The organism is Microbacterium schleiferi, assembly GCF_015565955.1.
In the GTDB taxonomy this organism is placed as follows: domain Bacteria; phylum Actinomycetota; class Actinomycetes; order Actinomycetales; family Microbacteriaceae; genus Microbacterium; species Microbacterium schleiferi_A.
On sequence record NZ_CP064760.1, the window covers coordinates 1,440,411 to 1,453,816 of the forward strand.

Annotated in this window: 14 protein-coding genes; 7 read left to right on the plus strand and 7 right to left on the minus strand. The window is 66.2% G+C overall.

Going from position 1 to position 13,406, the window contains the following annotated elements:
- Positions 1-56 precede the first annotated feature (56 nt).
- The gene (locus IT882_RS06900; protein WP_195693716.1) at positions 57-863 is read right to left on the minus strand and encodes an HTH domain-containing protein; all 807 of its coding nucleotides are present in this window, start codon (positions 861-863) and stop codon (positions 57-59) included.
- A 487-nt stretch (positions 864-1,350) separates the two neighbouring features.
- Between IT882_RS06900 and rpsA the strand changes: the two genes are divergently transcribed.
- Positions 1,351-2,823, plus strand: coding sequence for a 30S ribosomal protein S1 (gene rpsA, locus IT882_RS06905; RefSeq protein ID WP_195693717.1), 1,473 nt, complete (start codon positions 1,351-1,353; stop codon positions 2,821-2,823).
- Between the two features lie 98 nt (positions 2,824-2,921).
- On the opposite strand, the gene IT882_RS06910 is transcribed toward rpsA, so the two are convergent.
- From IT882_RS06910 to IT882_RS06930, 5 genes are all read right to left on the minus strand, one after another.
- A complete protein-coding gene (locus IT882_RS06910) occupies positions 2,922-3,644 on the minus strand; it encodes a head GIN domain-containing protein (protein ID WP_195693718.1) in 723 nt (240 codons plus the stop codon).
- A complete protein-coding gene (locus IT882_RS06915) occupies positions 3,641-4,120 on the minus strand; it encodes a DUF6326 family protein (RefSeq protein ID WP_195693719.1) in 480 nt (159 codons plus the stop codon). Before IT882_RS06915 ends, IT882_RS06910 begins: the two co-directional genes overlap by 4 nt.
- A gap of 84 nt (positions 4,121-4,204) precedes the next feature.
- On the minus strand, positions 4,205-4,645 hold the full coding sequence (locus IT882_RS06920) for a zinc-binding dehydrogenase (protein WP_229382363.1): 441 nt from the start codon (positions 4,643-4,645) through the stop codon (positions 4,205-4,207).
- Positions 4,646-4,689: 44 nt separating this feature from the next.
- The gene (locus IT882_RS06925; RefSeq protein WP_228481089.1) at positions 4,690-6,036 is read right to left on the minus strand and encodes an IS256 family transposase; all 1,347 of its coding nucleotides are present in this window, start codon (positions 6,034-6,036) and stop codon (positions 4,690-4,692) included.
- Between the two features lie 36 nt (positions 6,037-6,072).
- Entirely contained in the window at positions 6,073-6,423 is a 351-nt protein-coding gene (locus IT882_RS06930) for an NAD(P)-dependent alcohol dehydrogenase (protein WP_195693720.1), read from the minus strand.
- Between the two features lie 356 nt (positions 6,424-6,779).
- On the opposite strand from IT882_RS06930, the gene IT882_RS06935 reads away from it, so the two are divergent.
- From IT882_RS06935 to IT882_RS06955, 5 genes are all read left to right on the plus strand, one after another.
- Positions 6,780-7,478 carry a DUF2306 domain-containing protein gene (locus tag IT882_RS06935; RefSeq protein ID WP_195693721.1) on the plus strand — a complete coding sequence of 233 codons (699 nt, stop codon included), beginning with the start codon at positions 6,780-6,782 and terminating at the stop codon, positions 7,476-7,478.
- Positions 7,479-7,560: 82 nt separating this feature from the next.
- Positions 7,561-8,598, plus strand: a complete 1,038-nt coding sequence (locus IT882_RS06940) for a sensor histidine kinase (protein WP_229382364.1) — start codon at positions 7,561-7,563, stop codon at positions 8,596-8,598.
- Complete coding sequence (locus IT882_RS06945) at positions 8,595-9,257, plus strand: response regulator (RefSeq protein ID WP_195693723.1); 663 nt, start codon at positions 8,595-8,597, stop codon at positions 9,255-9,257. The genes IT882_RS06940 and IT882_RS06945 overlap by 4 nt, the downstream gene beginning before the upstream one ends.
- Positions 9,258-9,374: 117 nt before the next feature.
- Positions 9,375-9,794, plus strand: coding sequence for a hypothetical protein (locus IT882_RS06950; protein ID WP_195693724.1), 420 nt, complete (start codon positions 9,375-9,377; stop codon positions 9,792-9,794).
- A 66-nt stretch (positions 9,795-9,860) separates the two neighbouring features.
- Entirely contained in the window at positions 9,861-10,307 is a 447-nt protein-coding gene (locus IT882_RS06955) for a hypothetical protein (RefSeq protein WP_195693725.1), read from the plus strand.
- A gap of 239 nt (positions 10,308-10,546) precedes the next feature.
- On the opposite strand, the gene IT882_RS06960 is transcribed toward IT882_RS06955, so the two are convergent.
- Complete coding sequence (locus IT882_RS06960) at positions 10,547-11,515, minus strand: FUSC family protein (RefSeq protein WP_195693726.1); 969 nt, start codon at positions 11,513-11,515, stop codon at positions 10,547-10,549.
- A 185-nt stretch (positions 11,516-11,700) separates the two neighbouring features.
- Between IT882_RS06960 and IT882_RS06965 the strand changes: the two genes are divergently transcribed.
- Positions 11,701-13,293: an MFS transporter gene (locus tag IT882_RS06965; protein WP_195693727.1), complete on the plus strand. Its 1,593-nt coding sequence runs from the start codon at positions 11,701-11,703 to the stop codon at positions 13,291-13,293.
- The last annotated feature ends 113 nt before the right edge of the window (positions 13,294-13,406 follow it).

The window sequence follows — 13,406 nt, forward strand, 5'->3', positions numbered from 1 at the left end:
GCTGACCAAGAACCGCCGCGACAGTTGCGGCTTCGGTACCAGGCGCCACCCAAAGCTCACAAGTTCTTACTTAGCTCGTCGAGGATCTGCTTCTTGCGCTTCTTCTCGATACCGGGGTCAAGTACCTGGATGAACTCGAGTTCGGCGAAACCGTCACCCTGGCGACGGTTCTGTGGGGGCTCAAGGGCCTCGATGAACAGCGCTTCGAGGGTATTGATCAGCGAGTCAAGGGTCACGGTAGCTGACGGTGAGAAGTCCGCGAGGCCGGTATCGGTCACAGCCCGAACTCCGAACCAAGAGAAGCGGTCCCATCTTCCGCTTAGACGATCTCGCGTGTGTTCGCGCAGCCGTTTAGCGAGTCGGGGTTCATTCACGCGACCGACATAAACTAGTCGACTGCCGTCGTAGAGCACATAGATGCCCGCCTGCGATCCAAAGTCAACCGCCGTGCTCCCAGCGAGTTGTACGCCGAATAGCTTCGGCGCGGCTGCCGTCCAATCCACTTCTGCGCGTCGCCAGAACAATCCGAACGCGTTCAGTAGCCCCGGCTCGTCCTGAGTCAGCTCAGTCCCCGACTTGGTTGGGCCTGACTCCGCGGGGGGAGCGTCGCCGTCCGCTGCTGCAGTGCCGCCTTCGACTTCGTTGCTAGGCGGGTACCTGTAGATCCCGCGCTCCACCTTCTCGACTTCATCGCGGAGAGGGGGTTGCGAGAGGATCGAGCCGACGGTTGTGTTTGGTGTAGCTCCGACCTTCACTCGGTACTTTTTGTCAACGATTGTCTGCGCGATTTCTGAGGCGCGCATTGGCTCGCCTTGCTCGCTTAAGACCAGCTTGATGGCGTCAACCCACGGCATGTCAGGCATTCCGTCAGTATGGCGGACCGATGCAACGGCGGGATAGACCCGCATATTGAGTGCCGATAAGTCTGGTGACATAGAGGCTTTCGTAGGAAGCACCAGTCACGCGGGCGTCCCGAGGTGCCCGCTGTTCGTCGGTCGCGTCATGAGGGAGAGTTGAGACTGGCGCTCGTGTTGGTAGATCTCAATCCGCAGTGTCGGGCCGAAACTTACGGCGCCCGCGTTCAGCGCCGTCGAATCCGGCCTTCCTCTCTGATATCCTGAAGTGTCACTCGTGGGCTTCGTTCTGCATGCCTGCCCGCGGGAACGCGGGGGAGTGACATCGCATAACCCAATCCACCTGGCCTTGGTGCGGCATCCGTTTGAGTGAAGTGCGTTTCGACTCGCTTTGCTCGCTCAACGACCGAGAGGCGCGTTTCGACTCGCTTCGCTCGCTCAACGAACGGAAAGCATCTGGCCCCGACTACAACACCATCCAAGGACAACCCACTACATGACTACTGCAACGACCGCCCCGGCCACCAAGCAGGTTGCGATCAACGACATCGGATCTGCTGAGGACTTCCTGGCCGCGGTCGAAGAGACCCTCAAGGGCAAGGACTTCAACGACGGCTCGCTCATCGAGGGCATCGTCGTCAAGATCGACCGCGACGAGGTGCTCCTCGACGTCGGATACAAGACCGAGGGTGTCATCCCCTCCCGTGAACTTTCCATCAAGCACGATGTTGACCCCAACGAGGTCGTCAACGTCGGCGACCAGGTCGAGGCGCTGGTTCTCCAGAAGGAGGACAAGGAAGGCCGCCTCATCCTCTCGAAGAAGCGTGCCCAGTACGAGCGTGCGTGGGGCGACGTCGAGAAGATCAAGGAGAACGACGGTGTTGTCACCGGTTCCGTGATCGAGGTCGTCAAGGGTGGACTCATCGTCGACATCGGCCTGCGCGGATTCCTCCCCGCATCGCTGATCGAGCTGCGCCGCGTCCGTGACCTGACCCCGTACCTGGGTCAGGAGATCGAGGCGAAGATCCTCGAGCTCGACAAGAACCGCAACAACGTCGTGCTCTCGCGCCGTGCGCTGCTCGAGCAGACCCAGTCGGAGTCGCGCTCGAACTTCCTCAACAACCTGCACAAGGGCCAGGTCCGCAAGGGCACCGTCTCGTCGATCGTCAACTTCGGTGCGTTCGTCGACCTCGGTGGCGTCGACGGTCTCGTGCACGTCTCGGAGCTCTCGTGGAAGCACATCGAGCACGCATCCGAGGTCGTCGAGGTGGGCCAGGAAGTCACCGTCGAGATCCTCGAGGTCGACCTCGACCGCGAGCGCGTGTCGCTCTCGCTCAAGGCCACCCAGGAAGACCCGTGGCAGGTGTTCGCCCGTACCCACGCGATCGGTCAGATCGCTGCGGGTAAGGTCACCAAGCTCGTTCCGTTCGGTGCGTTCGTTCGCGTCGCGGACGGCATCGAGGGCCTCGTGCACATCTCGGAGCTCTCGGGCAAGCACGTCGAGCTCGCCGAGCAGGTTGTCTCGGTCGGCGAAGAGGTGTTCGTCAAGGTCATCGACATCGACCTCGAGCGTCGCCGCATCTCGCTCTCGCTGAAGCAGGCCAACGAGTCCATCGACCCCTTCGGTGTCGAGTTCGACCCGGCCCTCTACGGCATGGTCACGGAGTACGACGAGAACGGGGAGTACAAGTACCCCGAGGGCTTCGACCCCGAGACCAACCAGTGGAAGGAAGGCTTCGACGAGCAGCGCGAGAAGTGGGAGCAGGAATACGCTGCAGCCCAGGCGCGCTGGGAAGCCCACAAGGCCACCGTCGCCGCTGCCGCCGAAGCCGAGGCCACCAAGGCCAAGGACGAGGACTACAGCGGTTCGGCATCCGGTTCGGGCTCGTACTCGAGCGAAAGCCCCGTGGGCACGCTCGCGGATGACGAGGCTCTCGCGGCTCTTCGCGAGAAGCTCTCGGGCCGCTAAGACCCGGCACCACCCGCGTCACAGCCGGTAGCACCACACAGCAACGGAAGGCCGGGATCCCTTATGGGGGTCCCGGCCTTTCAGCGTTCACGGATGCCTCATTCGGCGACGACCTCCCCACTGCCGGAGACATCCGCATCGACCCGTGCCGGGTCACCGGAGTAGGTAAGGCCACCGCTCCCGCTCGCGGTCGCCACTAGGGCACCGGAGACGTGCACGCGTGCGGAACCGCTGCCGGCCACCGACGCCGTCGTCGCCCGGGTACGCAGTTCCGTGCCGTCGAAGTCCCCGGACCCATCCATCGTGAGCTCCAGTGCGTCGCTTGATCCCTCCAGCGTCACGCTTCCCGATCCATCGATCATCACTGTCAGATCGTCGGTGTGGAGGCCCGTGAACACGGCGCTACCTGAACCGCCGAGGTCGAGCGTTCCCGTCGACCCGAACACTCCCGTGCCCGTGACGCTGCCGGAGCCGCTCACCTGCACCCGTTCCAGCGAGCGCACCGTCAGCGCGTACGTGATGCGGGCGGCGCCGAGGGCGAGGCCATTCATGTCCAGCACGAGCGTGCCGCCATGCACCTCAGAGGTGAGAGACGACAGCTCGACGCCCGAGGCGGTGATCGTCAGCGACTCGGCCTCGCCCACCGAAATGATCAGGTCACCGCTCGTGTGCAACTCCACGGAGTCGATGCCGGCGACATCCCGTGTCTGCGTCTGGAGGGGAGCGCTGCCGGTGAGGTGCCCGCATGCTGCCAGGGGCAGGGCGACGACGAGCGCGGCGGCAAGAGCCGCCGCGCGCATCGAGATTGTCGGACGGTTCATCGGTGCCCGGCGTGAGCAGGAGCATCCATGGCCGTCGCCGGGGCAACCTCGCGTGGCCATGCCCAGGCACTGCGCAGGATGAAGGCCAGCAGCAGCAGCTCGAGGCCGATCGACAGGGCGTAGAAGGACGCCCACTCCCAGGTTTCGCCCACCGCGTTGAACACGGTCACCGGGATGTAGACAACAGCGGCGACAAGGTTGGTGATGCGGTTGACCCGCGCCGGGAGCACTGCCGAGAGCACCACCATCATCGTCGGGATCCCGGTCACGACGAGAAAGCCCGTCATCAACGCTGGACTGACGGCGAACTCGAAGACCTGGCCGGCGCGGAGGTTGTCGATGACCTCGGGCTTGTGCAGGTGGTAGTAGTCCACATAGATGTACAGGAACATGAAGCTGGTCCAGGCTGCAGCGATCTTGGCTTGCACGGGAATCGGGCGGTTCTGCAGGGGGGTCGATGGGGAGGGGGTGTTCATGGGTTCCTCTTTCTTGGGGGTGGTCCTGTCGCCGGGCGGCGAAAGGACTGTTCAGGGATGCGGCGATGGATGCCGGCATCATGGTCAGAGCGCGACGACGACCTTTCCGCGCGTGTGTCCGCTCGCAACGTGCAGGAACGCGTCAGACGCGTCATCCAGCGAGTACGCGCGATCGATGATCGGAGTGATCCGTTGGTCCGCGATGAGGTCCGCCAGCGTGAGCAGATCTTCCCGCGTGCCGATCGAGGTGAACGGGCGCAGGCGCTGCCGGGAGAAGGCTGACAGGATCCGGGCGCGCGCGATGCGTCCCAGCGGGCCGAACCAGCGCCCACCTCGACCACTGTTGGGAATCAGCGTGCCGGTGGGAGTCAGCACTCGGCGGAGGACGCCGAGGGGCGTGGACTCCACGTTGTCGAGGATGACGTCGTAGCGCGTGGTCAGCTGCGACAGATCGGTTCGCTCGTAGTCGATGACGTGATCGGCGCCCAGCGACGCGACGAGGGCCATGTTCCGCGCACTGCACACGTGGGCTTGTCAAGTCTTCTGTGTAAGCGGGTTGGTGTTGGTGGTTAGAGGTAGGGGGTGATGCGGTCGGGGTAGGCGAGTGCGAGTTGTTCGAGGGCTTGTTTCCAGTTCGTGGTCACGTTGCCCTCGATGAGTCGGCCGGAAGCTTTTCGCTGGCTGGAGGGGCGCCCGCGTTCCTTCTCGCGTTCTCGGGCGCGCTTGTCTTCGATGTCGCAGATCGCCAGCCAGAGCAGCTTGACCGCGGCGGCGTCGTTGGGAAAGTGACCCCGCGATTTCGTCACTTTCCGCAGCTGGTAGTTCAGCGACTCGATCGCGTTGGTGGTGTAGATCACGCGGCGCAGCTCGGGCGGGAACGCCAGGAACGGGGTGAACCGGTCCCAGGCGTCCTGGAACGTCTTCACCGCCGAGGGGTAGCGGCGGCCGAGCTCGGAGTCGCTGAACGCCTCGAGCGCTTCGAGCGCGGCGTCCTCGTTCACCGCGGTGTAAATCGGTTTCAGCGCGGCGGCGACGGCTTTGCGGTCTTTGTAGTTCACGAACCGCATCGCCGCGCGGATCAGGTGGACCACGCAGGTCTGCACGGTCGCTTGCGGCCACGTCGCCGCGACCGCCTCGGGAAATCCGGTGAGCCCGTCGGTGCAGACGATCAGCACGTCGCGGATGCCACGGTTGGCAAGCTCGGCGCAGACCGATGCCCAGAACTTCGCGCCTTCGGTGGCCTGCACCCAGATACCCAGGACGTGCTTGATCCCGTCCATGTCGACCCCGACGGCGATATGCGCGGCCTTGTTGCGCACGTGACCGCCGTCACGGATCTTCACGATGATCGCGTCGAGATAGATCACCGGATACAACGCTTCCAATGGGCGGGTCTGCCACGCGAGGACCTCGTCGGCGACCTGGTCGGTGATCTTCGAGATCGTCTCATGGCTGAGCTCGGTGCCGATCGTGTTCGCGAGATGATGCTGGATATCGCGGATGGTCATCCCGCCGGCATAGAGCGAGATGATCATCCCGTCCAGCCCATCCAGCCGGCGCTGCCCCTTCGGGACGAGCATCGGGGTGAACGACCCGTTCCGATCCCGCGGGACCGATAGGTCGATCTCACCGATCTCGGTCGACACCGTCTTCGGCGTCGTGCCGTTGCGGGAGTTCGGATACAGCGACGCTTCCGCATCACCACGCTCGTACCCGACGTGCTCGGTCAGCTCCGCGTCCAGGCCCCGCTCCAGCGCGGCCTTCAGCATGCCACCGAGCAGCCCCTGATCGCCCGTCAGCGGGGTGCCGGCATCGATCTTCGCGAAGATCTCATCCATCGCACCCGACGACTTCAACTGATCAGCGAGCTCCTTCTGCCGACGCCTGCGCTCCTCGCGCTCCGGACTGATAGCCATGGTCTCCATGATGTTCTCCTTCGAGGTGAACCCCACTCACACAGACCATCTGACACCCCCGCACACGCCGGTGACCTCAGCACCCAACGCCTTGGCGATCTGCACCGCAAACGTGCCCACACCGCCCGAAGCGCCGATGATCAGCACCTTCTGTCCGGGCGCCACGTGAGCGATATCGCGAAGTGCTTGCAACGCCGTCATCCCGGACGTGGGCACGGCGGCGGCATCCGTCATCGTGACGTTCTTCGGCACCGGCGCGAGATGTTTCGCCGGCACGCGGGCGTATTCAGCCAGAGATCCTGTCCCGCTCCAGCCGAACACCGCGTCACCGGGCTCGAGATCGGCGACGTCTTCGCCGATCGCCGCGACCTCGCCCGCCAGGTCCATGCCGCGGATCGGATGACGTGGCCGTCGCATCCCGAACGCCAGCCGCACGATGTACGGCTCGCCAGCCAGGATGAAGCAGTCACCGGGTGGAGGGATGCGGCGCTGACACGCACCACCACGTCGCCCCGTCGGGGCTGAGGCATCTCGACTGCGGCGCACTCCAGCACTGACGGGGGACCGTATCGTCGCTGCACCACGGCACGCATCGTCGTTGTCGTTGTCATGCCTTGAGCATGTGACGCAGGGCCAGCGTCCGTCATCGGTCGGAAGACCGCCACCCGGGTAGCCGAAAGGACGATTGTTCATCCGTACCGTGGGCTGATGCCCGGGGTCGCAGATCGCGCGAGCATCGACGCATGCCGCATCACCTCAACGACGCTCCCACCGTGGAGCCTCAGTCCGCCGCTCGACCCAACGCCCCGACCGGATGGCTCGCGATCTGTGGGCTCCTCGTTCTGAGCGCGCTCCCGATCATCGGCGGTGCCCTCAGTCTGCGAGACGTGGCATCCGGCTCCGGCAGTCCACTGACGTGGGTCGCGACTGCCGCGATCGTCGCGCACATCGTGTCGATGAGCGTGTTCTGCCTAGTGGGAGCGTTTCAGTTCTCGCCCGCACTCCGATCGCGGCGAGCGTGGCATCGCCGCGCCGGTCGGATGCTGATCCCGATCGGATTTCTGGCAGCACTCTCCGGGGCATGGCTGGCGATCTTCTTCCGCGGACCCGACGACGAGTATCCGCTCGCCGTCGTGAGGTTGGTCTTCAGCGCCGCCATGGCGGCATTCCTCGCTCTCTCGGTGCGTGCCATCGCGCAGCGGGACTTCAGGGCGCACGCCGCGTGGTCGATCCGGGCTTTCGCGATCGCCGTCTCGGGCGGAACCCAGGCCCTGGTCGCGATCCTGTGGGCGATCCCCTTCGGCGAAGCTGACGCAGCCGGTGAAACGTGGGTCGTCGCCGCAGGCTTCCTCATCAACCTCGGCGTGGCCGAGCTCATCATCCGGCGGCGACGGGCCGACGCGTCGCGGCAGCGGGCAGGGCGTGGCGCGCTTGTATCCTGAGCCGGTGAGAGGGCTGTTGCGTTCTGTGTGGGATGCCCCGCGCGCTTCCCCTCCGCCGCCACGCCGGGTCTGGCGAGACTGGATGCTGCTCGCGGTCGTCGCGGCGAGCGCTGTCGCCGAAGGCATCCTCACCCCCGACCTGACGAACCCGCTGCTTTCGGTAGCCGCGGTGCTGGTCGTCGCGCCCACCGTGCTGTGGCGCCGGGCCCACCCGCTCTGGATGCTCGTCATCGTTCTGGTGCCGCTCGACATCGTCGTGCCCGTGTCGAACCTCACGAGCAGCCTGTTCCTGCTCGTGCTGGTGTATGCCCTCTTCCGCTGGGGGTCCGGCCGTGACCTGGTTATCGGGTCAGTGCTCCTGCTCGGTAGCCTCGGGCTCACCTTCATCCGTGGCGGGGGACTTGTCGAGCTGATCGGCGGATTCGCGCTGCTCCTGTCGGCGCTGCTGCTGGGCATGGCCTTCCGCTACCGTGCCGCAGCCCGGCAGCGCCAGACGGATCGGATCCGGATGCTCGAGCGTGAGCACCTCGCTCGAGACCTCCATGACACCGTCGCCCACCACGTCACAGCGATCGCCATCCGCGCGCAAGCAGGCCTCGCCGTGGCCGGGAATGATCCGGCCGCGGCGACGAATGCGCTCGGTGTGATCGAGGCAGAGGCGGCGCAGACGCTGAGTGAGCTCCGGTCCATGGTTCGCGTCCTGCGGCTGGGGGAGAGTGCGGATCTCGCCCCGAGCCCCGGCCTCGACGCCATCGGGCAGCTGTCTGGCGTGCGGCCGGGAGGTGTTGTCGTCGACGTGATGGTCACCGAAAGTAGCCCCAGCGTTCCGCCGCCCGTTGCGGGTGCGGTCTATCGAATCGCTCAGGAGTCGGTGACCAACGCCCTGCGCCACGCCCGCCACGCGACGCGGGTCGACGTTCGTGTCACCGCCGATGATGCGGGAGTCCGACTGAGCGTCACCAACGACGGCGACCCCGCTCCGCCGTCCGCCCCGGGATTCGGGCTTATCGGGATGACCGAACGCGCTGCCCTGCTCGGGGGCACGTGCACGAGCGGTCCCGCACCGGGCGGTGGGTGGATTGTCACGGCAGAGCTTCCTCGGGAAGGGTGGGCTCCGTGACGATCCGGGTGCTCATCGCCGACGACCAGGAACTCGTGCGCACGGGCCTGAGCATGATCCTGAGCGCACAGCCCGACATCGAGATCGTGGGCGAGGCCTCCGACGGCAACGAAGCAATCACCCTCGCGCGGCGGCTGCGTCCCGACGTCTGCCTGTTCGACATCCGTATGCCCGATCTCGACGGCATCGAGGCGACCCGCATCCTGGCCGGCCCGGGCGTGGACGACCCGATGGCGGTTGTCATCATCACGACGTTCGATCTCGACGCGTACGTCTTCGAGGCGCTCCGTGCCGGTGCGAGGGGATTCCTGCTCAAGGATGCGGGTGCTGCACTCCTTGCTCAGGCAGTGCGCGCTGCCGCCGGCGGAGATGCCCTGATCGCGCCGAACGTCACCGTGCGGCTGTTGGAAGCCTTTAGCGGTTCCCAGCCCGCAGCGCCGCTGCCGCAGCCCATCGAGCCGCTGACGGAACGGGAAGAGCAGGTGCTCGCCGAAGTCGCGCGGGGACTGAGCAACACCGAGATCGCGAGCGCGCTGTACATCACGCTCAGCACGGTCAAGTCGCACGTCGCGAGCCTCATGACCAAGCTCGGCGCCCGGAACCGTGTCGAGATCGCGATCTGGGCGCATCAGACGGGGCGGATGCGTGGTGGGCGGTGAAACGGCCGGGATCCCTGTCGGGGCCGCGCCCTTTCAGTGTTCCCGGGGCGGGCCGGGCCGGGCGTTTCGTCTCGCAGCGCTCGCGCAACGGCTGGGGCGTTGTGTCACACTGGGCGCATGCATCGGGGGATCGCCGTGCTTGCTGTTGGGTTCGTTGGCGTGCTCGGATTGGCGGGCTGCACGGCGGCCACGGAGCCGCCAGAGCGGTACAGCGTTTTCCAGCGAACACCGACGGCAGAAGACACGGTGCCTGGGGCCGTCGAGGGTGGGCAAACCAAGATCGAACGCAAGGAGACGCGATACATCGGCGAGCACGACGACAAGAGGTTGTGGATCGCCCGAGGACCATCGATGTACGGGATGGAGATCTGCCTCGTCGTATACCCCGATAGTGAACCGTGGTTCATCGGATGCAGCGGTCCGAATGGCGTGACCGTCAGCGGCACGGACCACTACGAGTACCACCTCGTACCCGACGGTGCGACGGCGCCCGAGGACGCCACTGTCATCAGCGAGAACGTCTACGTCATCGGCTGACGTCGCCCGTCAGGTGCGCGAATGTCGAGGTTCGACATCCGTCGTGATCTGTGATGACCATGGAGCATGCGCTCATTCAGACGACGCACACTAGCCACCGCGATCGGAACGCTGGTCGCAGCGCTGGCTCTCACCGCATGCACCGGCGGCAACGACGGTTACGCGATCTTTGACCGCGAAGCCACGGCGGCCGACCAGCCGCCGCAAGAGATCCTCGACCAGATGAGCGAGAGTGACCCCGGCGGTGTCCGTCCGGAACCCGAGACGGCGCGGCTTGCGGGAACCTACGACGGCGTCTCGGTGTGGCTCGTCAATACGGATACGCCCGGCTATGTGTGCCTGATCGCTGACCCGCAGAACGGGCCGGAATGGGTCGCTGGTTGCGCGCTGGAATCCGGCGGTGTCTCGGCGCCGGGGGTCGGCACTTTCCACTTCCACCCGGGCGACGAGGAACTGCCCTCCAACGGCACGGCCATCAGCGAGAACGTCTACGTCCTCCACGGATTGGACTGAGTCTGCGGCGTTTCGACTCGCTCCGCTCGTTCAACGACCGGGTGACGGGCTGAACACGACAGTCCCGCACGCCGCGGGGGAGTAGCCACGGGCGCGCGTAGCTAACTCCTCATATCCGGACGTCGCGAGGGACTAGAGCCGGGCAGAACGCGGCTGGGCCGCGTGGATATGAGGATTTAGCTGAGGGGAGTCGCACCTGAGCGTGAGCGCGGCTGCGCGGCATCCGTGGCATAGCGCGTTCAGCGAGGTCGGGCGGGCAGGGCGCGCGCGACCACCGCAGCGACGGCCGCGGTCACCAGGGCGGTGCCGACCGTGATCCCCACCCGCAACGCATCACCGGCCAGCACCTGTTGCGGCGCGAACGAGGTCATCACGATTGTCACGGTCAAGGTCGACGCGTAGACCCAGTAGGGCTGCGCGGTGAGCTTGACGATCGCCGTGGCCAGGGCCGCGAGGCCTCCGACGAGGCCGAGGAGCCCGGGTGGAAGCGCGACGGCGAGAGTGAGCGCCACGGATCCGCCAAGCACCGTGCCGCCTACCCGCGCCGCCAGTCGCGACAGGGTTCGCTTTCCGGTGGGCTGCAGCACCACGGCCACCGTGAGTACCGACCACCAGGCGTTCGTCTCCCGAAACCACATCAACGTCACGAACGTGAAAGCTCCCGCCAGCGCAGCCAGAAGCAAGGTGTAGGGCAGCGTTGGCGGGGGCACCGCGGACCTCGGGATTTTCACCTGTCGCAGCGCCAGCGCGATCACGCCGATCGCCCACAGTGTTGCGAACGCGACCAGTACGGCGAGCGCGAGGGCGACGCCCAGGGGGCCCAGACCCCGGAAGGGTGCGGATGCCGCATCCGGAACCGCCATGAGATGCGCTGCCAACACGATGACGAGAGCCCCCGTGCTCGCTCGTCCCGCCGCGACCAGTGGCGAAGCCGCAAGGGCGAGCACGACCACCAGTGCCGTTCCGAGCCAGGGGAGGAGCGGACCCGTCTGCACCAGAAGCAGCGCGATCAACACCGTCGCGGTGGCCGCGCCCGCGACGGTGAGCATCGGGCGGACGCCTGCCGTCGCGACGCCCAGCACGGGAAGGAGCGACAGGACCAGTGTGCCCGTCGCGCCCGCCCACGGTGAGAAAGCCGTCACAAGCGCGGGGAGGGCAGCGACGATCGCGAGGAGCGAGAGGCGCAGCATCCGTCGTGTTCCCGGCATGGTCGTTCCTTCGTGGCTGGCGTCTGACGCTCAGCATCCCACGGCTCCGAATCGCGTGCTCATGCGAAGGATCGCAACACGCCGCGCGCGCGTGGTGGGATGCGGCGTGTTGCGACCCCTCGCGTGCAACGCCTCGGCCGGGGGCGCCGTGAACGACGGGTACGCCGCATCGCTAGGGTTATCGGGTGACCGACGCTGCTGCATCCGCCGCCCGCACCGCCCCGGCTGCTCCGGAGCGCCCCAAACTGGTGCTGACCGCGCTGATACTCGGGGCGCTGGTGTGCAACATCAACCTCGCGGCAGCCAACATCGCGCTGCCCGACATCGGCGACGCATTCGGCGCCGGGCAGACCTCCCTGAACCTCGTCGCTGTGGGATGCTCGCTCGGACTTGCGATGTCGGTGCTCTACCTCGGCGCCGTCGCCGACCGGTACGGGCGCAAGCAGCTCCTGGTTCTCGGGCTGGGGCTGACGGTCATCATCAGCTTCTTCGCCGCCTTCGCGGCATCCGTCGAGATGCTCATCGTCGCCCGTATCGTCACCGGCATTGCCGCCGGTATGGCCTACCCCGTGACGCTTTCGCTCATCACGGCGCTGTGGGGCCCCGGCAAGCAGCGCACCCTCGCGATCGCGCTGTGGTCGGCGGTGAGTGCAACCGCGACGGTCATCGGCTCGGTGCTGGCCGGCATCGTGCTGCTGTGGTTCTGGTGGGGCTCGGCGTTCTTGCTCGCGGTGCCCTTCGCCCTCGGCGGCTTCGTCCTGGTCTGGCTGTTCGTCCCGTCACACGTCGCCGAGAACAAGGAAAAGGTCGATCACCTCGGCGGCATCATCTCGGTGTTCATGATCGGCTCTATCGTGCTGGGCCTGTCGACGGTTTTCGTCCCCGAGACCGCGACGTTCGGTCTCATCCTGCTGATCGCCGCGGTCGTGCTCATCGCCCTGTTCGCATGGCGCCAGCTCACGGCATCCTCGCCCCTCTATGACCTCGCCGTCGCGCGACGCCGCATGTTCTGGGCTCCTGCGACCGGCGGCCTCATCGTGTTCGGATCGCTCATGGGAGCGATGTTCGTGGGGCAGCAGTTCCAGCAGAACATCCTCGGATACTCGACCCTGGATGCCTCGCTCTCGATCGTCCCTGCCGGCATCGGCCTTCTCGCCGTGGCGCCGCAGTCCGCGAAGCTCGTCATCTCGCGCGGGTCGCGCTTCACAATGATGCTCGGCTTCGGCTTCGTGCTGGTCGGGTTCATCACGATGCTGTTCTGGAACGAGACAACACCTTTCTGGTATGTCTCGATCGCGTACCTAGTGATCGGCATTGGCGCCGGATTCGCGATGACCCCCGCCTCCCGCGCCATCACCGAATCGACGCCGGTGCGGCGGGTGGGCATGGCCTCGGCCACCGCCGACCTGCAGCGGGACCTCGGCGGATCGATCATGCAGGGCGTGCTCGGCGCCATCCTCGCGGCGGGCTTCGCGCACGTGTTCGGCAAGCTCATTTCGGAGTCCTCCGAAGCCTCGAGCATCAGCGACCAGGTCACCGCAGCCCTGCAGGCGTCGTACGCGTCGGCGCTGCACGTGGCCGACCAGTATCCGCAGTACAAGGACCAGATCATCCAGGCCGCACAGCAATCGCTCGAGACCGGCGCGATCGCCGCCTATGCGGTCGGCGCCATCGCCATCGCGCTCGGCGGCGCGGTGGTGTGGTTCTTCCTGCCGAAGAAGTCGCGCGAACTCGAGCTCGTCGCTTCGTACGAGAAGGCGGATGCCGAGAAGCCCTGACCCTGGAGTCGGTTCGCCTCGCCTGCTGGCGCGCGAAACACGGTAGCCGCGCCGAGACACCGTGCGGCACGCAGCGCCTCGCGCCGCACACGGTGCCTCGTGCGATCTGCGGT